Here is a 23,600-nt window from a genome sequence, read left to right on the forward strand (position 1 = left end):
GCCGTTTATTCGTTTTTAGAGATACTAGAAGAGACTGAGACAACTTTTGTCCCAATCTCTTTTTTTGTTTCATTGTCTATCATTAGCTGACGATCAGCTTGGTGATTCAACCATTAGAGGAAGCCAGATGTGGGTGAGATCTTTTCATAGTTTTCCCAAACCCATAAAAATCTCCTAGGTACCTTTTTAGTATATTTTAAAACAAATAATGCATATATATACAAATTGAATCATTTTTAAGAGATTGTTTTAAGAAGGGGAAATAAGGAACTTTCTTAGTTTCAGTAAACGATTAATTCTTTTTTACAGGTATCAAGATTTCAAATACACGTTTTTCAGGAATCGTGGTAGTAATTTCATCTTGCCATAATATTTTCCAAAAAAATCTTTCTGGAATAAATTTATTTTTTTGAAAATAGTTCAGTAGTTTCTGATTGATTTCTTGCTTATTATAATTTGAATCCTCTATGAAGAAAGAGACATATGTTCCATTCGATCTGGTTATAATTTTCTCTGCGTCGTAAAGATGGCTTTGTTCCTTGTTTATTTTAATTAGTGACCTAAAAGGAGTTTTTTGAATGTCAGAAAAAATAGAATCTTCTACTAAAAAATTTATAGGATAGCCATTAAATAAATCTTTTTGATCTAAGGATAAATAAAAATCACTATAACTAGATAAAGAATCGATGGAGTCGTAGTAATGAGAATGCATTAAATCAGAACAAATAAAAGATTCTTCTTCTCTATAAGAATGAGTAATTATATCAAAATTTATATTTTTCAATGTTGTATACCGATCGATATAATTTTCTAAAAACGTCTGCATATGTTTTAAGTCATTGATTTTTTCATCTAAAATTTCTTTTCGCTTTTTAAATTCTGTCAGCGTGTCATCCATGTTTCGATTATCGAGAAAATATTTAATCTGTTCTAAAGGTACATCAAGGAATTTCAAGGTTAGTATAACGTCTAATTCAAAGCATTGGTCACAAGTATAATATCTATAACCATGAGTAGATATTTTTTTTGGTTTGAATAAATCAATTTGATCATAATAAATTAAGGTTCTTCTACTTAAATTGACGTATTTTGCAAATTCACTGATTGTTAAATAATTATTCATAATTACCTCCTTGAATATAACGTAACGTTACAGTTTATTCTAGCAGAGCAATAACCCAAATTCGTTATAAAAGGAGATTCTTATGTTAAGTTTAATCGAAATAAAAAAAGTATTTGGAAATGAAATAGTATTGAATCATTTATCAGGAGATTTCCAAAAAGGCCTCAATTTTATTTACGGTCCATCGGGTAGTGGGAAGACAACGCTATTAAATATCATTAGTGGTATGGATCAAAATTTTGAAGGAGATGTTTATTTTAACAATCAGTCGATGAAACGTTTTACGAAAAAAGAACTATCCGACTATTATTACAATTCAATCGGTTTTATCTGGCAAGATTACCAATTGATAGAATACTTAAGTGTAGAATGTAACATTGATTTAGTTCTAAGCCTATCGAACTTAAATAAAGCAGAACGAAAAATGAAAGTAGCAAAGGTATTAGAGGAACTAGGAATATCTGGATTAGCTAAAATGAAAGTGGCAAAATTATCTGGCGGACAAAAACAACGAGTAGCGATAGCTAGAGCATTAGTAAAAGATCCAGAAATAATCATAGCAGATGAACCAACTAAAGCATTAGATCTTTTAGCTGCTAATAAAATAATGACGGAGCTAAAAAAAATCGCTAAAGAAAGAATAGTGATAATAGTCACTCATGATAAAGGTTTAATTGAAAAAGACGCAAATGTCTATAGCATGGAGCAAGGACAACTAAAATTAGTAGGGCAAAGTAAACAACACTCAAAAGATGACGGGAAAAACAATCGATTGAATAAACCTCCTTATTTATCTTTAAAAAATTGTATCTCTCAATCTTTTAACATTCTAAAAGGCGCATCCATATATTCTATATTAACGATTATTTTACTCATACTTTCTTCCTTTTTTATGTTGATTAATTTGAGTGGGGAAATAAAAGAAAAACAAAATGATAATTTTAGCCGTCTCGTTAAAGAAAGAGGAGAGACGATCAAAGATATTTCTTTGTCAAAAGAATCGACAGGTGGTGGTCCTTCTGGTTCTCTAAAACAAGATACTTCAGGAGCAGTAGATTTATTAAAAGATGATCCCAGAGTAGATTTTGTGGCACCCTTGGAAATAGTGGGTGATTTGAAACTAAACGTAGGAGATTTGATTAAAAATTATGAAGTGAAGGATAGCTTTAACTTGCCTGCAATTACGAAATTGATAGCTGGAAGATATCCTTCAATTGGAGAAATAGAAGTGGCTGTTCCTAAACGGTTACTGGATTTACTAGGTCTAAAACCCACCGACGTAATCGGGAAAAACTTAAATATGACAGGGCTTATAGACGTAAATCCAAAGATTGGAAGCAACGAGATTACAGGATCAAAGGTCTCATTAAATGATGTAAAAGTAGTGGGAGTCATTGAAAATAATCCTAAAGGTGGAGCAATTACCAGCACTTTAGGAAGACGTGACGGGAAACTAACGGATGGCCCGTTGTTGTTTAGTGTAGAAGCTATCAAAAAAATGCGCCAACAAGCAGGCATTGAGAAATCAATAAGTTATAACGTAAGAGCAAAAACATTAGATGATATTTTACCTATCGTGAATAAACTACAACAATCAGGTTTACAACCTTCTGGAGATTTTAGCATGATTGAAGACATGCTCCGATTGAGAAAGAAAAATGAGGAGCAAGGGGTTACCATCAGTTTGATATTCTTTGTATTGTCACTAACAATTAGTATTGTTCTGGCTTTGTTCAATTTTTATATAAAGAAAAGTGAATTTCGTTTTTTCAAATTCAATGGTTTCAGTAATAAAAATATTTTAAGTTTAATCATTTCAGAATACTTTATACTTGGAATAATGTCTTCTCTTCTATTTCTGATAACTTTCCCATTGCTTAGTCTTTTAAGTCAAAAAATATTTAGTATATATATAGTATCTACTAATAACTTAGTTTTGGTATTGTTGCTGCCATTTGTCCAATCAATAATAATCAGTATCCTATCCTACTTATTATTTCTTAAAACTAATCCTACTCATAAAATGAAACAAGGTGATTCGAATGATTTACTTAAATAATGTCAGTAAAAAGTACAAAGATTTGGATATACTATTACATGCCAATTATCGATTTAAAGATGGTACGTTAACTTGTGTATTAGGGAATAGTGGAGCTGGTAAATCAACATTATTAAATTTAATAGCAGGCTTAGATATAGATTATGATGGGGAAATTGAAAATTTATGTTTTAAGGAAAAAAATTTCTCAAATAAAAACTTGTCTAATTATAGATTCAACAATGTGGGATTTATTTTTCAAGATTATCATCTCTTAAATGGATATACAGTACTTGAAAATGTCATAATGGGGGCACATTTAGACTCTGAACTAACGAAAGAAGAGAAAATCGAAAAAGCATTGAATTTATTAACGGAACTCGGTTTAAAAAACAAGGCAAATCAAATGGTCCATGAGTTAAGCGGCGGTCAAAAACAAAGAGCATCTATAGCGAGAGCCTTAATGAACGATCCTAAAATAATTCTTGCAGATGAACCAACGGCTGCTTTAGATGAATTAAATAGTGATGGTGTGATGAAGATACTAAAAAGGTTGGCAAGGAATCGAACCGTGATTGTTATTACACATAGTGAAAAAGTTTCAAAGTACGCCGATGAAATAGTCTGTTTAAAAAATCATACAATAGAAATAGTTAAAGAAAAAGAGCGATATGAATTAGACTATAGTAAGGAAAGTCAGACTTTCACAGCGAAAAAAACTAAAGAGATTGTCCCAAAACTCAACTCAAAATTACTTTTTTGGATAGCAATCAGGAATTTTAGAATACATTTTTTAAAAAATTTACTTGCTATCGTATTGATTTCATTAGGAACGGTCTCTTTTATTTCAACGTTAGGAATAAAAAATACAATAAAAAATGAAATACAGTCATTTAAAGAAAAAAATGATTACTATAGTAAAGGATCAATTGCTTTTTCAAAAAAGCCTTTATCTGAAGGGCTTACTTATTTACAAACATTACCAAACGTTAAGGATGTGTATTACCAATATAATCTCCAAAATATTAATCTTAAATATGATCATAAGAATAAACACTTAGATACTAAATCACCAACATTCATTTCTTCCGATCTTTCGATGATTTATGGGGACATGCCTAAAGATAATAGGAATGAAATCAGTCTATCTCTAAGTGTTGCCTCGTCTTTGAGTAAGAATATTAATCAATTAGTTGGAAAGTACGTTGACTTTGAATACTTTGATAAGGAGGGACAAAAACATAAAATAAAAATGAAAGTGAGTGGTATCTCAAACGATACTTTTGATAACTTTACAATGAGTACGAAGCTGGAAAAGAAAATTTATAAAGAAGTAGCTAAAGGTGAGGCATCTGCTATAGCGTTTAGTGTGAAAAATTTTGAGGACATTCCCAAAATTCATCGCCTGCTGAAAAGTGAGGGGTACGATATATACACTAAGGAAAAAGACATTCGTGCTTTTAAAAATAGTTTTGCTGATACTATAAAGTTGTTTACCATATTATCCAATTTACTTTTACTCCTATTTATCTCTGTTAGTTTTATTATAATCTATCGAATTTCTATCACTAGATATTCTGAAGTTGGTATACTAAGTTGCTTAGGATATAGTACCAGAAATATCTCTAAGATATTGAGAAGAGAAACCGTTCTATTTTGTCTACTATCCATCTTATTTAGTAGTATATGGCTTCTTATTTTTAATACTGTATATAGCCATAACTTTGGTTATAATCTAGAGTTTAATTTCCAACTAGGGCTGCTTTTGTTGTTAGTAAATATTGGATTAGTTTTTGGCATAACTGGTTTTGTTAATTATCGATTGGTCAACCTATCACCTAGTCTGGCTTTAAAAAAATAAGATCTTTAACTTTAGAAATATAGTACTGACTAAGAGTCTGGGACTGAGACAAAAGTTGTCTCAGTCTCTTCTAGTATCTCTAAAAACGAATAAACGGTGATACAAAAGTAGCATCTTCGGAAATAAGCCGAAATTTACCAAAAATTTGAGAAGCAATTTTCGGAAATTCCTTCTTATTTCTTGATGCTGAACACTTTTGTCTCAACCTCAGTTTTTTTGCTTTTATTTCCCACAAATCTTAGGCTATTTTTATGAATTGAAAAAGTATAAATATGATCGAAGAAGTGTTATCCGCAGTTCAAATAATGAACATTCCATTTCTTCTGCTCTTACTACACCAGCTCTTCAAGTACTTGTTTAATTGCCAGCAGATCGGCTAATGTGACTTGGGCATTGATCAGTAAAACGGGGACGGTTTCAAAACTTTCTGTTAAAGGAGCGGTACTAAGGCAGAGATCATAGTCTTCGTTTTCAAAATGGCTGCGAATATCCAGATGGTAGTAGCTTTGAAAAGAAGACTCGATACGTTCTTTGATTGTTAAAGAAAGTGCCAAAGGTAAATCTGTTTCGAGTTTAAGGTTGATTTTTTTCATAAAGGTGGATGGTGGTGAAACCAAGGTCCAAGCAACCGCTACATGTAACGCAAGTCCTTTTCGTTTGCTATCTGAGGATGAGTAAAGATCAATTTGATCTAACAATTGTTCAGAACGCATCAAAAGGTTGGGAAAATTCTGCGAGACATAGTGCTGTAGATTATAGCCGGTCAAGGTATGGATCGTCTCTCCAAATAGTTCGACGGACAAAATTCCAGAAAGAATCGTTCGCAAAATCAAGTTCTTTTTTCTGGTAGACAATTGTTGAGAGTCTGTATCTTTCAGTAACAAATGGATGATTGCTTGCAAATAAGAACGATTTTGAACGCTTTCCTCTTGGATGGCAAAATAATCAGCTAACTGCTCTTTAGAAAAAGTGAGATCCAGATTTGATCGTAGCCACAAGAAAATAAAGTGGCTCTCCATTGTTTCGAGTAAGAAGTGTTCACTCAACTCATCTGTCAGTTTTTTTAAGAGTGATGAATGCTGGTCCGTCAATTGTTGGAACAGTTCGTGGTCTTTAGACGGTAGATCAGGAGCTAAAGTGATCATTTCAGCTGTTATTTTTTTGCCTTTTCTAAACCGAATAATCGTCACGGCTAGTACATAAGTAGTAATTTTTAGTTCAATCTCATTGAAAGGAATTTCATTGATTTCATAAAAGTGTCGGGCGAGCATTTCACATTTTTGTTGAGAAATACCTGGAAATGGCCAGTGAAGACCAGAAAAATTTTTCCAAAAAAAAGCAACCATAAAATAGCGAATACGAGGTTCATCACCGACTAAATAGAGCGTTCCTTTATTTTTTTTTACGGTAAACCCCAATGGCTGTAGTAGCGTTTCTAGTTCATAGCTTCGCTTTCGTACAGTAGATTCGGATAAATAATTCTCGTAGGCGAATTTGACTAGATTCACTTCATTTTCCAACAATAAAGTTTCAAATAAATTGAAAAAAGGATTTTCTTGTAATATTTTACAAATCACCGTTTTATAGTCTGTTTTGGTTCCTGTGAATTTATAGCCGAGACCATGTTTTGTATGAAAAATTGGTTCACGACTTTCATCTGTCATTAGGGAATGATTGCTTAGAACATCGTAATATTTGTAGATCGAACGCCGATCCATATTGAGGGCTTGGCTCATTTCTTCAATCGTTACAAAGCGCTTTTGATGATATAAAAAATGTAAAAGTTCGATTTCTTTTTTGACATCATTTCCAAAAAAATCATTGAATATTTCCATAAAAAAACTCCTAACCAAAGATTTCCCTCGATTCTTAGCTGTTACTTGATGCCATCTTATCATAAAAAGAGGATTTTAATGTATTCCAAATGTACATTTTTTTAGCTCAGAAAAGATTCCAGAAAATTTATACTAGCAATTGTTGAAAAAATTCTAGGGTTTTAATAAGGATGGGGAAATCTGTTGGTAGAAAAGGAGAGAAATGATGGGAACGAGAAAAGACAGCTATTTCAAGATAGTGATTTTATTCGTAGGATTAATGAGTATTTTACTGGGAATAGGGATGCAAAAATCATTTGCGGAGACGGTTGATTTTGCTTATACCGATTCTACGGGACAACGTTTAACAAATGGAACAGCAGTAGGGAATACCTATAATTATGATTATGGCCATGCACCAGAAGCCGTATTTGACGAAGAAAATTATGTTAATTACGCCGACCGTGCATATTTAAAAAAGAGTGTCACAGAAGATAGCAAGACACAAGGTTTATTTGACGTCACGTTAGATGTGAAAGGTAACCAGATCGGAACACCGATTGATTTAGTTTTGGTGATCGATTATTCTTCCTCCATGACTGGCGAAAAATTAACCAATGCTTTAATCGGATTACAACAATTTGGCAATGAATTAGCGGATTCGTTAGCTAATGGGAATATCCGCGTGGGGATCGTAGCATACAATCGAGAGGTTTATTCAACAAATGGTTTTTCAAGTAATATGAATGACTTAGAGAACTTCTTGAAATATACCGCTGAGTCACATTCGGGAACATTTATGCAAAAAGGATTATTAGCAGGGCAACGGTTATTATTGGAGAAAAGTCGGCCAGAAGCGGAAAAATTATTTATTCATATTGGTGATGATAGTGCTAATCGTAGTTATCTTCCAGTACAAGGAGCGAAAGAGTATCCAAATGAGGGAGAGATCATTGATTATAATGGCTACCATACCGATCATTATATTCAAGATTTTCAAACTGATTCTGACAAATACTATACGACGAACAGTAACCCTTCTGATCCCAATGCAATTTCTGTTAGTAGTTCAGTTGTGACAGATGCGACCTTAGGGACGATCGTTTCTCTCAAGCATTCGGGTTTTACCTGTTATTCGATAGCGACAGCACCTTCTGCTCGAGGGGAATATATTGGGCGAAACTTAGCTTCTAAACCGCAACAATACCTTACAACCGATGAAAATCTAAGCGGTTTGGGTTCTGCCTTAACAGAGATCGCCAACCAAATTGATAAAACGATTCCTAATGGTACGATCACTGATCCTATGGGGCAAGACATTTTACTCCAAGGAGCGGGTGAGTTTAATGAACGCTCCTATCAATTAGTCGGTTGGCGAAAAAATGAACAAGGAAATTGGGAACAAGCCAATGATGTAGTGGCTGATGTAGTTGTATCGGAAGCGAACCAAACGATTACGATTGCAAATATTGCATTAGGGGAAAATGAACGGCTTACGTGTACCTATCAAGTCCGTTTAAACACTGAAAATACTCATTTTAAAGGCGAAACTTGGTATTTGTGTAATGGACGGACAACGTTAGCACCAACAAATGAAAGTGAATTACTTGATTTTCCAATCCCTTCAATCAAGGCACCGACAACAACAATCCAAGTAGCAAAAAAATGGAAAAATGTAGCGGCATCCGAGATCCCAGAGACTATTGACTATGTGATTCGCAGGAGTTCGGTCGTTGATCCTACGAGTTGGCAAAGTTCAGCGGTGCTTTCTTTAAGAAAACAAGATAATTATCAAGCAACGATCAAGGAACTGCCAGTGGGAAACGAAAAAGCGGTCTTACCAAAATACAATAATCAAGGAGAAGACTTTACTTATCAAGTAGCGGAAGTGAATGTACCTGATGAGTTTGAGAGTACTGTAACCAATAATGGCAATTCTTTTGTGATCACGAATACGAAAAAAACGACCGAACCAAGCACAACAGAACCAAGCACAACAGAACCAAGCACAACGGAGCCAAGCACAACGGAGCCAAGCACAACGGAGCCAAGCACAACGGAGCCAAGCACAACGGAACCAAGCACAACAGAACCAAGCACAACAGAACCAAGCACGACGGAGCCAAGCACGACGGAGCCAAGCACAACGGAATCAAGCACCATCGACTTAAGAAACTCTGGACCAAGTACAACTAAAAAAGAGGCGATGCTCCAGATTGCTTCTGAATCTTCGACTGATTCTGAAGCGGAACATTTACCAAAAACAAATGAACATTCCTCATCCATTCTGGTCTTTCTGGGAACGATGATCGTCGGATCGGTGGGTTATTATTTGATTCGTAAAATAAGATAGCCAATCAGCTGGTGTAGCTCAGAATGTCTGAAACTAGATGCTCTGAGTTTTTTTGTGCTATAGTTTAGTCAAAGTCATGTTGTGAAACGAAGGGGGAACCAGGATGAAAAAAGCGTTGTTGGTCGTTAATCCAAGTTCTGGAGGAGAACAAGCACAAGAATATGAAAAACTGGCCCATCAAAAGTTAACCACGATGTTTGATGAAGTCGTTGTTCTTCATACGAAAAAAGCTGGAGATGCCAAGAATTTTACTCGAGAAGCGACAGTGGATAGGTATCACAGCGTGTTTGTCATGGGTGGAGATGGTACTGTTAATGAAGGAATCAATGGGATCGCTGAACAAGCACATCGTCCAAATTTTGGTTTTATTCCGTTAGGGACAGTCAACGACTTAGCCCGTGCTTTAGGCATACCGTTAGAACCCGAAGAATCTATCGCTCATCTTTCAATGGATGCGTTGCAACCATTAGATATTGGGAAAATCAATGACCAATATTTTATGAATGTCGTGGCGATCGGGACCATTCCTGAGTCAATCAATGATGTAGATCCAGAAAAGAAAACAAAATATGGTAAGTTTGCTTACTTTATCTCAGGAATCAAGCAATTGGCTGGAACCCAATCTTATAAATTCCAGTTAGTCATTGATGGGCAGGAAAAACAAATTGAAAGTAGTACATTGCTGGTAGGATTAACTAATTCAATTGGTGGTTTTGAAACATTGATACCTAATGCTAAAGTAAACGATGGCAAATTGCACTTGGTTTATTTAAAAGACACTTCATTGTTAGATACGTTAAAAACATTGCCTGATTTGTTAAAAGGTGTTGATTCTTCTACCGATCATCTGGCTTATCAAACCTGTGAAACGATCCAGATTGCTTTGAATGAAGACCAAGAATTGGCAACAAATGTGGATGGCGATGAAGGTGTCAATCTGCCTGTCACACTAAAAGTTCTTCCTTCTCATCTGATGATTTATTGTTGAGAAACCAGGGAGGATCATCTTTCTAAGCTGTTGATCTGAGTCATAGCCTTTGTTTTGAACAGTAGGTACCTCTGTCATCTGATGTCGATTTTAAGCGGATCTGAGAATCTGGTGAGACAGAGGCTGTGAATAAAGTTGGAATAATAAACTGAAAAACAGCCAGGATGAGGTTGAGGCAAGGTTTGGCTCAGTCTCGTTCTGGCTGTTTTTGGTTAGTTCTATTTAGCTGATTTAGTTAGAAGGACGAAAAAGCATTTCTCCTGAAAAAATGAAGGAGTCTCTTAATCTAATGCTTCGATAAAGCGTTGAGTAATTTCTTGAGGGCGTGTGATCGCGCCACCTACAACGATGCCAGCTACGCCTAAATCTTTGACTTGTTTGGCTTGTTGTGGCGTGTGGATCCGACCTTCTGCAATAACGCATATATCAGCTTGGATCAGTTCTTGGATGAGTGGGAGATCAGGACCAGCTTGTTTCACACTTTCTTCTGTATAGCCGCTTAAAGTTGTCCCCACAAAATCAACTCCTGCTTCGTAAGCATTCTTTCCTTCTTCAAAAGTGGCGATATCAGCCATCAATAATTGCTGTGGATATTTTTCTTTGACTTTAGCAATGAATTCATTGATGTTCAGACCATCGTGGCGTTTGCGTAAAGTACAATCCAAAGCGATAACTTCAACCCCTGTGGCTACTAGTTCATCAACTTCCCGCATGGTTGCTGTGATAAATGGCGCTTCAGGAGGATAATCACGTTTAATGATACCGATGATCGGCAGGGCCACTTTTTCTTTGATCGCCATAATATCCCGTACTGAGTTCGCACGGATACCAACAGCTCCTGCTTTTTCAGCAGCTAAAGCAAAATAAGGCATCAAACTACCTTCTTCTGTATAAAAAGGTTCTCCAGGTAAGGCTTGGCAGGAAACGATCAGCCCACCAGCAATTTTTTCTAAGAATAATTGTTTGTCCATTCTGTTTTTCTCCTTTATAGTTTTTTCTCAGTTTCACAAAAACGTTTCGCAAAGAGCTAAGGCTATGCGAATGATAGCAAAAAAGTGATTACTTAGATAATGGATATCTAAGATAAATTGCTTGATCAGACAAATAAGCGGTTTAGAAAAACGCTTTATTTTTTGATTACAAAATAAGTGTAGCGATTTCGTAATTATTGAGCAAGTGATAGTTCTCAAAAACAGCGTAGATCAGTTGAGTGAATGAATTGACATAAAAAAACAAAATTTCTTGCTTTTTTCTTGATTTTTATATATGATTTTAACAATTTAGGGTAAAAATGAAAGAAAAGGGGTAACAAAAATGACGAAGTATCAACGGAAGGTTTTATTAGCAACATCATCAGGGATTGCATTAGAGAATATGGATATCATGTTCCTAGCTTTTTCTTTATCTTCAATGATTGCAACTTTTCATATTAGTGGAACGCAAGCGGGAATGATTGCGACGATCACTAATCTGGGGATGCTCGTTGGAGGTATTTTTTTTGGTCTGATGGCGGATAAATATGGTCGAGTAAAGGTGTTCTCTCAAACGGTTATCTTATTTTCAATTGCTTCATTATTGATGTATTTTTCTTCAACGATTTATTTAGTCTACTTGTTTCGTTTTATTGCAGGAATCGGGGCTGGGGGCGAGTATGGCGCTTGTATGTCTTTGATCTCTGAAACTTTTTCAAAAAAACAAATTGGACGAGCTTCGTCCATTGCTGGTATTGGAGCCCAAGTAGGCGCGGCTCTCGCTGCTATTTTGGCGGCAATCGTCATTCCATGGCTCGGGTGGCGCATGTTATATGTGATTGGTGTATTACCTGTATTATTAGTTTTAGTCATCCGACATGGCTTAAAAGAACCGGAGGCATTTCAAGCTGCGAAAGCAACTAAAAAGGCAACAAAGTTACGCAATCTATTTGAAACAAAACAACTTACTTGGCAGACGATTGGCTTGAGTCTTATGGTGACTGTCCAAATTGCTGGTTATTTTGGTTTGATGAATTGGTTACCTTCGATCATGCAAGCACAACTAGGATTATCCGTTTCAGGTTCGTCTTTATGGATGGTGAGTACGATTGTGGGGATGTCATTAGGTATGTTGACTTTTGGGATCATCATGGATAAATTAGGTCCCAGAACAGCCTTTACTTTATTCTTGATTTGTTCAGCGCTCTCGGTCTTCTTACTCGTTTTAGCTCGTAGTCAATGGAGTTTAGTAGCAGCAGCGGTGGTTGTTGGTTACTTTATCAATGGCATGTATGGCGGCTATGGTGCAATCATTAGTAGCCTGTATCCTACTGAGATCCGTGCAACAGCCAATAACTTTATTATGAATTTAGGTAGAGCTGTAGGTGGATTTTCTTCGATCATTATTGGCTTTTTGATGGATCATTATCAATTATCTGCTGTGATTATTTTTCTAAGTAGTATTTATCTTGTCAGTCTAGTGGTCTTGTGGACACTTACTGGTGTAAAAGAATTAAAATTCAGCTTACAAGAATAACATCCATTGGTGTAAGTTATCAGTGGATAAGTAACATTCGTTATCATTTTGCTTTATAAAAAGATCGTTAAATAAATACGTATATTTTATTTTATCTAGGTAAATATACTTATTTTCTATTAAAAACATGGTATGATTATTAGTAATCGAATAAAGAAATAGGTGAATGTTCATGGATAGTATGGCGAAAGTCAATCAATTTAGAGACGAAAGAAATTGGCGACAATTTCATAACGAAAAAGATCTTGCAATTTCTATTTCCTTAGAAGCTTCTGAATTACTGGAGCTTTTTCAATGGAAGCAACCAGAAGAAGTGAAGGAAACTTCATTAGAGCGGATCAAAGAAGAACTGGCAGATGTCTTGATCTATTCTTACATGATGGCTGACAATTTACAGTTGGATCTTGATGAAATTATTGAAGAAAAATTAGCAAAAAATAAATTGAAATATCCAGTAGAAGCAAGTCGAGGACAACGAAAGAAATATACAGAACTTTAAGTGTGAAACTATAGGTTGCGTTTATTTTAGCTAAATAAGGGAGGCAAGTGAATGAAGGAAAAACCAAGCAAAGGTCGAGTAAAAAGATGGATCGCCAATTTTTTCTTATTTTTACTATTATTGGTTGGCTTAGCGTTAATTTTTAATGAACAGATCAAAGATTATTTTGTTAAAAATACCGGAGATAAATACGCAATTGCCAATGTGACAAAAGATGAAATCAAGAAAAACAACGAAAAAGAGGCAAGTTTTGATTTTGATGCAGTGGAGTCAATGAGTACGGAAAGTGTGTTGCGTGCCCAATTGAATCGAACGGACTTACCAGTTATTGGTAGTATTGCTGTTCCTTCTGTGGCAATCAATATCCCGATTTTTAGAGGTTTAGATAATGCGAACTTGCTTTATGGTGCGGGGACATTAGATCCTAATCAGCAAATGGGAAAAGGAAATTATGCTTTAGCGAGTCATCGTTCGAGCAATCCACAACTATTATTCACGCCACTAGAAAATTTATCATTAGGAGATAAAATCTATTTGGTAGATTTGGAAAATGTCTATACGTATAAAGCAACCTTTAAAGAAAAAGTGGCACCGACGGAAACCCAGCTGTTAAATATCCAAGAAGGAAAATCGCTCGTTACTTTGATTACGTGCGGAGATATGAATGCGGTGACTCGATTAGTCGTTCAAGGCGAATTAGAGAAGGTTACACCAATGAAAAAAGCGACGAAAGAAATGAAGGCAGCATTCAATATGGAAACACGAACATTTTAGACGAAAATAGTTAATGAAAAACCGACGATTGCTAGTTCGCTCGAGTAGCTAATAGTTTTCGTCGGTTTTTTAATTTCTCATTTTTACAATTACTAAAAAAAAAGTTGAAAAGGCTTGCAAAAATTAAAGAAGGGTGCTATGCTTGGTTCAGATAATCGATGGATTGTTACTGTTCGGCAGGCAAAACCAGAATTCAACCTAAAGTACAGGGGGATTCTAGGTTTTTTTATTTTTTTTATGAGAGGGCGAGGGAAAATGGTTATTGAAAAAGTCTTAAATAATAACGTCGTCATTTCAAAAAACGAACGAGGTGAAGAGATTATCTGTATGGGCAAAGGCCTCGCGTTTCAAAAAAGACCTGGTGATAGGATTGATAAAACAGCAGTTCAAAAAGAATTTGTTTTAAAAGATTCCTTAGCAACCAATCAATTTCAACAGCTGATGGCGGATGTCCCATTAGAAGAAGTAGAATTAGTCAAACAGATCGTTGATGTGGCGGAAGAACGATTAGGCGTTTCGTTGTCGTCAAATATTTATTTGACATTGACCGATCATATTCATTATGCGATTTGTCGAGCGAACGAAAATATCCAGTTACCAAATCCACTTCTTTTTGAAACAAAGAAATTTTATCCGAAAGAATACTTGGTGGCCAAAGAAGTATTGCAATTGATCCAGAGAAAAGTTGGAGTCAGTCTACCGATTGACGAAGCAGGATTTATCGCTTTTCATTTAGTGAATAGCCAACAAGGAAATGGGGATATGCAAGTCACGATGACTGCAACGACGATCGTTAGAGATATTCTCAGCATTATTAGTAAGTTCTTTGGTGTGACATTTGACGAGGAATCGTTGAATTACCAACGAATCATCACCCATTTACAATTTTTTACACAACGCTATTTAAAAGGCGAAAGTTCGGATGAGCAGGATGAATTTCTCTATGCGCTCGTTCAAGGGAAGTATCCAAAAGCCTTTCGCTGTTCGGAACGGATCAATGACTATCTCTTAAAAACACAACAGGAACCAATGGGAGTCGCAGAACAAATCTATTTAACGATTCACATCCAACGTGTAGTGAGTGAAAAACAAAGTACCCAATCTTAAGGATTGTTACTGGTAAAGCAGGCAAAACCTAGATTGAAAAATAGGGCACGAATTTTCGTGACCGTTTTTTCAATCTAGGTTTTTTATTTGATTAAATCAACTAGAAAGAAGGAAAAGAAGATGGATAATCAAGCAGTTGGTAAAAGAGTATGGGAGGCAGTCGGAGGTGAAAAGAATGTCAATAGTTTAGTACATTGTGCGACACGTTTACGTTTCAAATTAAAAGATGAATCGGTCGCAGATACACAAAAGTTAAAACAGGATCCAGATGTGATTCAAGTAGTACAAAGTGGTGGTCAGTACCAAGTAGTTATCGGTAGTAATGTGGCTGACGTTTACCAAGCAATCGTTGATGAGCAAGGTCTGACAGATCAATCAGGAACAGAGGATCAGTCAAAAAATCCTTTGAATCGCTTGATTGATATTATTTCTAGTATTTTCACGCCATTTTTAGGCGCAATGGCAGCTGCAGGGATCTTAAAAGGATTTTTATCTTTGGCAACGGTGTTAGGTTGGCTGGCTACGGATACTGGGGCTTACCAAGTTCTATTTGCAGCCGCAGATGGTGTCTTTACCTTTTTACCAGTGATGTTAGCTTTTACTGCAGCCAAAAAATTCAAAACGAACCAATTTTTATCTGTGGCAATTGCTATGGCGTTAGTTTATCCAGCAATCACGCAACTAGCTGGAGCTGGAGGGGCAGTGGATTTCTTTGGCTTACCAATCGTGTTAGCTCAATCAGGTTACACATCTTCAGTGATTCCGATCATTTTAGCTGTTTGGGTCCAAAGCAAATTTGAACCGCTGGTGAAAAAAGTGATTCCACAATTTTTACAAATGATTTTTGTACCAATGATCGTTTTATTGGTGATGGTGCCATTAACTTTCTTACTGTTAGGTCCAATCGGGACAGTTATCGGTAATGGGTTAGGTAGTCTATTTAATTCGATTTACAGCTTTAGTCCATTAGTTGCGGGCTTGATTATGGGAAGTTTATGGCAAGTGTTCGTAATGTTTGGGATGCACTGGGGCTTTGTACCGATCATGTTCTTGAATATTGAACAATATGGGTTTGACGTCATGGTTCCAATGCTTTTACCAGCCGTTTTAGCTCAAGGTGGTGCAGCCTTAGCAGTGGCGATTCGGACCAAAGATACTAAGCTTCGTTCATTAGGTATTTCATCTACAATTACCTCACTTTTTGGCATTACGGAACCAACTGTTTATGGGGTAACTTTACCGTTAAAGAAACCGTTTGTCGTTGCTTGTCTGTCAGCCGGTATCGGAGGCGCAATGATTGGTTTTGCTGGTGTGAAAGCTTTCTCTAGCGGGTTAGTAAGCTTGTTAACGATCCCAACGTTTATTAGTACGAACCAAGCAGTTGAATCCAATGTGACCATGGCAATCCTTGCGACAGCTCTTTCATTTGTCTTAGCATTCGTAGGTACGCTGATCGTTGGATTTGATGAAACCGTCCAAGATGAAAAACTAGAAACAAATCAACAAACAACAGCAGGTGACACGATTAGTTCTGCTCGACATAATCTAAAAAGTCCTTTAAGCGGGAAAGTCCTGCCATTATCTGATGTTCCGGATAAAGTTTTCTCTTCTGGAGCGATGGGAAAAGGGCTTGCGATTGATCCGGAAAAAGGTGAATTGATTGCGCCAGCAGATGGGGAGATCACGACCATTTTCCCAACAGGTCATGCGGTTGGTTTAACAACGAAAGATGGAATTGAAATCTTGATGCATATCGGTATGGATACCGTTGAGCTTGAAGGACAAGGGTTTGAGACTTTTGTAAAACAAGGGGATCAAGTAAAAGCTGGTGATTTATTGGTTCGATTTGATATTGAAGCGATTAAAGCCGCTGGATACAGTGTGATCACGCCAATCGTTATTACAAACACGGAACATTTTGCTGATGTGTTGGAATTAAATCAAGAAGAACTGATTGCTAGTGAAGATTTTCTAGCAATTGTCAAATAAGGAGGAAATAGCAGATGACTACAAAGTTTTCAAAAGATTTTTTATGGGGTGGCGCTACAGCTGCCAATCAATTAGAAGGTGCTTATGATCAAGATGGGAAAGGGCTCTCAGTTGCTGACGCGATGCCTGGGGGGAAACAACGATTTGCAGTTATTGGCAGTGAAGACTTTGATTGGACGATCCAACCAGATAAATATACCTATCCTAACCATCAAGGGATCGATCATTATTATCGGTTTAAAGAAGACATTGCGCTTTTTGCTGAAATGGGCTTTAAATGTTATCGTTTCTCCATTGCTTGGACTAGGATTTTCCCTCAAGGAGACGAAGTAACACCGAATGAGAAAGGTTTAACCTTTTATGAAGAAGTGATTGATGAATGTTTGAAACATGGGATTGAACCTGTGATCACGATTTCCCATTACGAAATGCCATTAAATCTAGCAAAAAAATATGGCGGATGGAAAAACCGAGAACTGATTGAATTTTACGAACGCTTTGCTAAAGTGGTGCTTGAACGCTTCAGCGATAAAGTCAAATATTGGATGACGTTCAATGAGATCAATTCAGCTTTTCATTTTCCAGCTTTGAGTCAAGGATTAGTAAAAAGTAATGGTGCGGCTGATTATCAAAATATCTTCCAAGCATGGCATAACCAATTTGTAGCAAGTAGTAAAGCTGTAAAAATCGCTCATGAATTACGAGAGGATAGCCAAGTGGGTTGTATGATTATCTATGCAACGACGTATAGCATAGATGCTAATCCAATCAATCAAGTAGCTACATTGATCCAGAACCAAGAATTCAATTTCTTCTGTGCAGATGTTCAAGTACGGGGACAATACCCGGCATACACAAACCGCACGTATGAAAAATATGGCGTAGATAGTGCCAAATTAGAACAAACGACTGAAGATTTTGAGTTGTTGCAAGCATATCCAGTCGACTATATCGGTTTCAGCTATTATATGTCTACTGCAGTCAACGAAACGGACCCAGATGCAGCGGCCTCAGCGGGTAATCTTTTAGGTGGAGTTAAAAATCCGTTCTTAGAAGCCAGTGAATGGGGATGGCAGATTGATCCAGAAGGTTTACGGATTGCATTAAACGAGTTGTACAACCGTTACGAAAAACCATTGTTTATTGTTGAAAATGGGTTAGGCGCGATTGATAAGGTAGAAGAAGACGGGCAAATCAATGATGATTACCGTATTGATTACTTACGTCGGCATATCGAAGCAATGGGAGAAGCGGTGGCTGATGGAGTGGAACTCATGGGATATACGCCATGGGGATGTATTGATCTGGTAAGTGCTTCGACTGGTGAAATGAGTAAACGTTATGGATTTATCTATGTTGATTTGGATAATGAAGGGAACGGAACCAAAAATCGTTCAAAGAAAAAATCTTTTGATTGGTATCAAAAAGTCATCGCCACCAATGGAGAAAAACTGTAAGTTTGTATTCATGATAGAACCGTTGTTTACTAAGAAATTAAGAATAGTTCATTTCTGATAAAGAAAATAAGGTCATTTTTGACAAATCACTGTCGAAAATGGTCTTTTTTCTATTTGATCGAGCGATTCATTTTACTCTCGTTGTTCTAAAGAAAAAAATCACGAGATGTGGGAAAGTCTCACTTGTGTGCCCTGTCATAGAATGATAAAAAAATATCGGTTATTTTAAAATAATCATAGGGATTAGGAATGGAAGATGATATAATCTAAAATGAAAATGTGAAATAAATCACTATTATTTTTGAAAAAATATGGGAAGTGTGGGTTTGAACATCTATGTATACACCAGAAGAAATTATGGATATCAGTATCCATCTTGGAACTAAAAAGATCCAAAAGCCAATTCTTGCGAAATTAATTCTAGGTTTTATCGGAGGAGCAATGATCTCGTTAGGTTATTTAGCCTACATCAGAGTTTCAGCTTCGATTCCAGAATCACTGGCGAGTTTAACTAGTTTAGTAGGGGCGGCTGTGTTTCCTATCGGACTATTGGTGATCCTGCTTGGTGGCGGGGAATTAATTACTGGAAATATGATGGCGGTTGCAATTGCTTTTATGGATAAAAAAGTAACTTTTTCACAATTAGTTAAAAATTGGACAATTATCACGTTAGCTAATATCGTGGGTGCCATTTTTGTTGCATATTTCTTTGGACACTTTGTCGGATTGACTCATTCAGGCGTTTATTTGGACCAAGTCATCCATATTGCTGATCATAAGATCGAAGCTTCTTGGTGGCAAGCACTTGGTTCGGGAATCGGTTGTAACTGGTTTGTCGGCTTAGCATTATGGCTATCCTATGGAGCAAAAGATGCAGCTGGAAAAGTATTGACTATTTGGTTCCCCGTAATGATTTTTGTTGCCATCGGCTTTCAGCATAGTGTGGCTAACTGCTTTGTGATCCCAGCCGCAATTTTTGAAGGACAAGCGACTTGGACAGAATTTCTCTTGAATTTTATCCCAGTTTATATCGGTAATATTGTCGGCGGTGCAATATTCGTATCAGGATTTTACTATGCAAGCTATAAGCATCATTGAAAATAAGCATGTTGATCGATAAGTTAGAAGACTAATAAGAACATCGAAGTTTGCGTTTTGCTTACTTTGGTGTTTTTTGTAAATGATAAAATAATTTCTTCCTATTATAATTTTATAGATAAAAAAGAAGAACTATTGTCTTAATCCTCAATCCACCAACATAGCTAATCCATGGCGTTTATATTCTTTTTTTATTTTTTATGTGCTATGATTCTAGTAATAAAATCGAAAGGTGAAGTTATGAAAAGGACACGTGTACTATACCTAGAAGTTGCAGACAAGATCAAAGAAGATATCTTTTCAGGAAAGTATCCTGTCGGCACCATGTTGCCTACAGAAAATGAATTAGAAGAAATGTTTCAAGTAAGTAAGATCACGGTTCGTAAGGCCATTGAATTATTAGCAACAGATGAATATGTCGAAAAGAAAAGCGGACGAGGGACGACGGTAGTAAGTAATCGTCCATACAATCGTTTGTCAAAAGCGGCAAGTTTTACACAGATTCTAGAAAACTCACAACATACAGTTCACAAAGAAACGTTGGAATTAAAGAAAATCACTTTAAAAAAAGATCATCCATTATTTGCCTCTTTTGGTTCAACGGCTGTCTGTTTTAAGCGATTATACTACTTAAACGACCGTCCTTATATTTACTTTACGCATTATCTGCCAAGTGATTTGCTAGAAATCAAGCGCAAAGTATTTGATGAAGAGTCTTTATATCGATTATTGACCCAAAAAGGTTATGCCATCGCCTCCTTTGCCGATGATTTTTCCGCTGTGTTTCTAACAAAGGATGAACGGGAAATTTTAAAAACTACCTCAGAGATCGCGATTAAAAGAACGCGACAATCAAAGACTCACTTGGGGAAAACAATCGAATATTCAGAAGCAATTTACGAGACCAATCTGCATCCTTATCATATAGACTATGAAACATAAGGTTGTTTGAACGATGTTCTGCTTCAAGTAATAACGGCGAGCCTTAGAAAATAGCTTTTCATATTTTGTAAGGCTCGCCGTTATTACCGCAGAAGCAATCGTTCAAACACCGTCTATCAGGAGGTAAAAGCCTCAGGTTAAAGGCTTACCAGAAAATAGCTTTTCATATTTTGTAAGGCTCGCCGTTATTACCGCAGAAGCAATCGTTCAAACACCGTCTATCAGGAGGTAAAAGCCTGAGGTTAAAGGCTTACCAGAAAATAGCTTTTCATATTTTGTAAGTACGCTCGTTATTACCGCAGAAGCAACCTTTTAAACACCGTCTATCAGGAGGTAAAAGCCTGAGGTTAAAGGCTTACCAGAAAATAGCTTTTCATATTTTGTAAGGCACGCCGTTATTACCGCAGAAGCCATCAGATACATGGGTCAAGATATTCGCAGGTGTTTTTTTGTGATGGGGGAAGGATTGTGTATTTTTAGGATAAGCTTCCTTAGAGAGTAGAAAAATTTTTACTATTTATAGAAATCGTTTACAAAGTTAGCATAATATGGTACGATCACTTTGATAAACATTATAATGTTATAAAAGGAGAGAGCGGTAATGGATAAGTTTGTAGGATTGATTGAACAAAAGATTATGCCAGTAGCTAACCGAATTGGAACACAGAGGCACATGACGGCAATTAGAAAAGGAATTATTGCAACGATGCCACTAACGATCGTCGGTTCATTTTTTACGATTTTACTGAACATTCCGATTGAATCTGTGGCAGCAGTGATCGAACCCTATCGGCAAATTTTGGATATTCCTTTTCGTTATACGATAGGGATTTTGGCATTATACGCAACATTTGGGATTGCTTCATCATTAGCAAAAAGTTATAAAGTTGATTCCTTGACGGCTGGTATATTAGCATTGATGTCGTTTCTGATCGTGGCAGCACCACCGACACAGGTATTAGAAGACTTGGAAGGAATCACAGCAGGACGTTATATCAATATTGCGAATCTAGGATCAGGTTCATTATTTGGTGCCATTGTTACAGCAATTATTTCTGTCGAGATTTATCGTTTCTTCATTGAAAAGAAAATTACAATCAAGATGCCTGATGGGGTGCCACCAGAAGTGACAAACTCTTTTGTTGCATTGATTCCTGGAGCGGTGATTTTGATTTTCTTCTGGGTGATCCGACATATGCTTGGTTTTGATCTGAATGGGTTCTTAAGTGAGTTATTGATGCCGCTAAAAGGCATACTTGCAGGGAATAGTTTGTTTGGTGGTTTATTAACAGTCTTCTTGATTTGTTTTTTCTGGGTTCTTGGGATTCATGGACCAGCCATTATGGGACCAGTGATTCGCCCATTTTGGGATATTTCGATTGCTGAAAACATTGATGCTTTCAACGCTGGTGCGAATGCTCATAATATGCCGAATATTTTTACAGAACAGTTTTTACAGTGGTACGTGTGGATCGGTGGCGCAGGAACAACCTTGGCTTTAGTGGTTTTATTCATGTTCTCCAAATCAAAATATTTAAAGAGTTTAGGTCGATTATCGATTTTACCAGGACTATTCAACATCAATGAACCAATGATCTTCGGGGCACCGATTGTAATGAATCCAGTATTAGGGATTCCGTTCATTCTTGCACCGTTAGTAACGACTACTTTGTCATATGTCTTAACGGTTAGTGGTCTCATCCCAATGATGACGGCTCGGTTACCATTTGCTATTCCTTCGCCAATCGCCGCTTGGATGAGTACAAACTGGAGCGTAGCAGCTGGCGTGTTAGTTATTGCTAACTTCCTGATCACATTGGCTATTTATTATCCGTTCTTCAAAGTATTCGAAAAACAACAACTGGCTCGTGAAGCAGAAGAACAAGCGCAAGAAGAAGCACCAATGGTGACGGGCGTTACCGAGGAACAAGCATAATAAAAAATGGAGGATAGTGGCTATGAAACGTGCACTAGGGATTTCACTTTACCCAGATCATAGTGATCCAATCAAAGATCAAGAATATTTGCAATTAGCACAACGTTATGGGTTTACCCGTATTTTTATGAGTATGTTAGAAGTAACGGAAGATCCTCTGATCGTAAAACAAAAGTTTCAAAAATTGATTCATTTTGCGAAAGAATTGGGATTTGAAACGATTTTAGATGTTGCTCCCAACATTTTTGAACAGTTGGACATTTCGTATGACGACTTAAGTTTTTTCCACGAAACTGGTGCAGATGGAATCCGTCTTGATTTAGGATTTGACGGCGGAAAAGAAGCTTTGCTGTCATATAACCCTTATCATTTAGCGATTGAGTTGAATATGAGTAATGATGTTGCTTATTTGGATAATATTTTGTCTCATCAAGCAAATAAACCCTTTCTCTATGGGTGTCATAATTTTTATCCTCAAGAAGGAACAGGCTTACCTTACCGATTTTTTGAGTCTTGCAGCCAACGATTTAAAAAACAAGGGTTACGAACGGCTGCTTTTGTTTCTTCTCAGGTGGGAACAATCGGACCTTGGGATATCAATGATGGGTTGACTACGTTAGAGATGCACCGTCATTTACCGGTCCATGTAGCAGCAAAACATTTGTTTGCTACTGGGTTGATCGATGATGTCATTATTGGAAATGCCTACGCATCTGAAGAAGAGCTGCGTCTGTTAGGGGAAATGGATCGCTATCAAACGGTATTTACGATTGAGTGGCTGACAGCTACTCATGAAGTAGAACGACAAATTGTACTAGGAGAACAACATGTTCGTCGAGGAGATATCACTGAACAGGTTATTCGTTCCACTGAAGTTCGAAAAAAATATAAACATGCAGAAAATGAAGCTCATGATAACGAAAATAAATTTCAAGTCGGTGATGTAGTCATTGGAAATGATACATTTGGCAAATACAAAAATGAACTTCAAATCGTTTTAGAACCACATCGGGATGCAAGGAAAAATAAAGTTGGTGCAATTGTACCAGAAGAACATCTCTTACTAGATTTTATCCACCCATGGTCGAAGTTCAAATTTATAGAAAAGTAGGC

17 protein-coding genes are annotated in these 23,600 nt (G+C 36.6%); 14 read left to right on the plus strand and 3 right to left on the minus strand.

All coding sequences use genetic code 11. From position 1 onward, the window contains the following. Window positions 1–292: 292 nt before the first annotated feature. The gene (locus IGJ11_RS02720) at window positions 293–1,123 is read right to left on the minus strand and encodes a MerR family transcriptional regulator (protein ID WP_010719950.1); all 831 of its coding nucleotides are present in this window, start codon (window positions 1,121–1,123) and stop codon (window positions 293–295) included. Between the two features lie 82 nt (window positions 1,124–1,205). Between IGJ11_RS02720 and IGJ11_RS02725 the strand changes: the two genes are divergently transcribed. Beyond that, entirely contained in the window at window positions 1,206–3,182 is a 1,977-nt protein-coding gene (locus tag IGJ11_RS02725) for an ABC transporter ATP-binding protein/permease (protein ID WP_207432950.1), read from the plus strand. Beyond that, a complete protein-coding gene (locus IGJ11_RS02730; RefSeq protein WP_207432961.1) occupies window positions 3,166–5,022 on the plus strand; it encodes an ABC transporter ATP-binding protein/permease in 1,857 nt (618 codons plus the stop codon). The genes IGJ11_RS02725 and IGJ11_RS02730 overlap by 17 nt, the downstream gene beginning before the upstream one ends. A 332-nt stretch (window positions 5,023–5,354) precedes the next feature. On the opposite strand, the gene IGJ11_RS02735 is transcribed toward IGJ11_RS02730, so the two are convergent. Beyond that, window positions 5,355–6,857 (minus strand): helix-turn-helix domain-containing protein, encoded by a 1,503-nt coding sequence (locus IGJ11_RS02735; RefSeq protein WP_251849344.1) that lies wholly within the window; start codon window positions 6,855–6,857, stop codon window positions 5,355–5,357. 205 nt (window positions 6,858–7,062) lie between these two features. Between IGJ11_RS02735 and IGJ11_RS02740 the strand changes: the two genes are divergently transcribed. After that, window positions 7,063–9,189 (plus strand): VWA domain-containing protein, encoded by a 2,127-nt coding sequence (locus IGJ11_RS02740; protein ID WP_433961362.1) that lies wholly within the window; start codon window positions 7,063–7,065, stop codon window positions 9,187–9,189. A 103-nt stretch (window positions 9,190–9,292) separates the two neighbouring features. Next, the gene (locus tag IGJ11_RS02745; RefSeq protein ID WP_251849342.1) at window positions 9,293–10,177 is read left to right on the plus strand and encodes a diacylglycerol/lipid kinase family protein; all 885 of its coding nucleotides are present in this window, start codon (window positions 9,293–9,295) and stop codon (window positions 10,175–10,177) included. Between the two features lie 281 nt (window positions 10,178–10,458). On the opposite strand, the gene IGJ11_RS02750 is transcribed toward IGJ11_RS02745, so the two are convergent. Continuing rightward, window positions 10,459–11,148 (minus strand): N-acetylmannosamine-6-phosphate 2-epimerase, encoded by a 690-nt coding sequence (locus tag IGJ11_RS02750; protein WP_063626642.1) that lies wholly within the window; start codon window positions 11,146–11,148, stop codon window positions 10,459–10,461. A 343-nt stretch (window positions 11,149–11,491) separates the two neighbouring features. Between IGJ11_RS02750 and IGJ11_RS02755 the strand changes: the two genes are divergently transcribed. The 10 genes from IGJ11_RS02755 (at window position 11,492) to IGJ11_RS02800 (ending at window position 23,598) form a co-directional block, all read left to right on the plus strand. Continuing rightward, window positions 11,492–12,685 (plus strand): MFS transporter, encoded by a 1,194-nt coding sequence (locus IGJ11_RS02755; RefSeq protein WP_034699715.1) that lies wholly within the window; start codon window positions 11,492–11,494, stop codon window positions 12,683–12,685. Window positions 12,686–12,857: 172 nt separating this feature from the next. Beyond that, window positions 12,858–13,184, plus strand: coding sequence for a nucleotide pyrophosphohydrolase (locus IGJ11_RS02760; RefSeq protein ID WP_010719940.1), 327 nt, complete (start codon window positions 12,858–12,860; stop codon window positions 13,182–13,184). Between the two features lie 51 nt (window positions 13,185–13,235). Next, on the plus strand, window positions 13,236–13,958 hold the full coding sequence (locus IGJ11_RS02765; protein ID WP_010738352.1) for a class A sortase: 723 nt from the start codon (window positions 13,236–13,238) through the stop codon (window positions 13,956–13,958). 255 nt (window positions 13,959–14,213) lie between these two features. Continuing rightward, complete coding sequence (gene licT, locus IGJ11_RS02770; protein ID WP_010738350.1) at window positions 14,214–15,065, plus strand: BglG family transcription antiterminator LicT; 852 nt, start codon at window positions 14,214–14,216, stop codon at window positions 15,063–15,065. Between the two features lie 120 nt (window positions 15,066–15,185). Next, window positions 15,186–17,054: a beta-glucoside-specific PTS transporter subunit IIABC gene (locus IGJ11_RS02775; protein ID WP_053765881.1), complete on the plus strand. Its 1,869-nt coding sequence runs from the start codon at window positions 15,186–15,188 to the stop codon at window positions 17,052–17,054. A 14-nt stretch (window positions 17,055–17,068) separates the two neighbouring features. Next, the gene (locus IGJ11_RS02780; protein ID WP_438772312.1) at window positions 17,069–18,511 is read left to right on the plus strand and encodes a glycoside hydrolase family 1 protein; all 1,443 of its coding nucleotides are present in this window, start codon (window positions 17,069–17,071) and stop codon (window positions 18,509–18,511) included. Window positions 18,512–18,847: 336 nt separating this feature from the next. Beyond that, on the plus strand, window positions 18,848–19,609 hold the full coding sequence (locus IGJ11_RS02785) for a formate/nitrite transporter family protein (protein WP_010719935.1): 762 nt from the start codon (window positions 18,848–18,850) through the stop codon (window positions 19,607–19,609). 240 nt (window positions 19,610–19,849) lie between these two features. Continuing rightward, window positions 19,850–20,551 (plus strand): GntR family transcriptional regulator, encoded by a 702-nt coding sequence (locus IGJ11_RS02790; RefSeq protein ID WP_063626646.1) that lies wholly within the window; start codon window positions 19,850–19,852, stop codon window positions 20,549–20,551. Between the two features lie 601 nt (window positions 20,552–21,152). Next, the gene (locus tag IGJ11_RS02795; RefSeq protein ID WP_010738347.1) at window positions 21,153–22,487 is read left to right on the plus strand and encodes a PTS sugar transporter subunit IIC; all 1,335 of its coding nucleotides are present in this window, start codon (window positions 21,153–21,155) and stop codon (window positions 22,485–22,487) included. Window positions 22,488–22,509: 22 nt separating this feature from the next. Continuing rightward, on the plus strand, window positions 22,510–23,598 hold the full coding sequence (locus IGJ11_RS02800; protein WP_207432973.1) for a DUF871 domain-containing protein: 1,089 nt from the start codon (window positions 22,510–22,512) through the stop codon (window positions 23,596–23,598). Window positions 23,599–23,600 lie beyond the last annotated feature (2 nt).

The organism is Enterococcus sp. DIV0691 (assembly GCF_051711145.1).
Classification (GTDB): Bacteria; Bacillota; Bacilli; order Lactobacillales; family Enterococcaceae; genus Enterococcus_B; species Enterococcus_B hirae.

Bases quoted from the DNA above. Each gene is read 5' to 3' on its own strand.
- IGJ11_RS02790 (WP_063626646.1), top strand. From the start codon at position 19,850: ATGAAAAGGACACGTGTACTATACCTAGAAGTTGCAGACAAGATCAAA.
- licT (WP_010738350.1), top strand. From the start codon at position 14,214: ATGGTTATTGAAAAAGTCTTAAATAATAACGTCGTCATTTCAAAAAAC.
- IGJ11_RS02745 (WP_251849342.1), top strand. From the start codon at position 9,293: ATGAAAAAAGCGTTGTTGGTCGTTAATCCAAGTTCTGGAGGAGAACAA.
- IGJ11_RS02740 (WP_433961362.1), top strand. From the start codon at position 7,063: ATGGGAACGAGAAAAGACAGCTATTTCAAGATAGTGATTTTATTCGTA.
- IGJ11_RS02795 (WP_010738347.1), top strand. From the start codon at position 21,153: ATGGATAAGTTTGTAGGATTGATTGAACAAAAGATTATGCCAGTAGCT.
- IGJ11_RS02800 (WP_207432973.1), top strand. From the start codon at position 22,510: ATGAAACGTGCACTAGGGATTTCACTTTACCCAGATCATAGTGATCCA.
- IGJ11_RS02750 (WP_063626642.1), bottom strand. From the start codon at position 11,148: ATGGACAAACAATTATTCTTAGAAAAAATTGCTGGTGGGCTGATCGTT.
- IGJ11_RS02755 (WP_034699715.1), top strand. From the start codon at position 11,492: ATGACGAAGTATCAACGGAAGGTTTTATTAGCAACATCATCAGGGATT.
- IGJ11_RS02765 (WP_010738352.1), top strand. From the start codon at position 13,236: ATGAAGGAAAAACCAAGCAAAGGTCGAGTAAAAAGATGGATCGCCAAT.
- IGJ11_RS02780 (WP_438772312.1), top strand. From the start codon at position 17,069: ATGACTACAAAGTTTTCAAAAGATTTTTTATGGGGTGGCGCTACAGCT.
- IGJ11_RS02735 (WP_251849344.1), bottom strand. From the start codon at position 6,857: ATGGAAATATTCAATGATTTTTTTGGAAATGATGTCAAAAAAGAAATC.
- IGJ11_RS02720 (WP_010719950.1), bottom strand. From the start codon at position 1,123: ATGAATAATTATTTAACAATCAGTGAATTTGCAAAATACGTCAATTTA.
- IGJ11_RS02725 (WP_207432950.1), top strand. From the start codon at position 1,206: ATGTTAAGTTTAATCGAAATAAAAAAAGTATTTGGAAATGAAATAGTA.
- IGJ11_RS02775 (WP_053765881.1), top strand. From the start codon at position 15,186: ATGGATAATCAAGCAGTTGGTAAAAGAGTATGGGAGGCAGTCGGAGGT.
- IGJ11_RS02785 (WP_010719935.1), top strand. From the start codon at position 18,848: ATGTATACACCAGAAGAAATTATGGATATCAGTATCCATCTTGGAACT.
- IGJ11_RS02730 (WP_207432961.1), top strand. From the start codon at position 3,166: ATGATTTACTTAAATAATGTCAGTAAAAAGTACAAAGATTTGGATATA.
- IGJ11_RS02760 (WP_010719940.1), top strand. From the start codon at position 12,858: ATGGATAGTATGGCGAAAGTCAATCAATTTAGAGACGAAAGAAATTGG.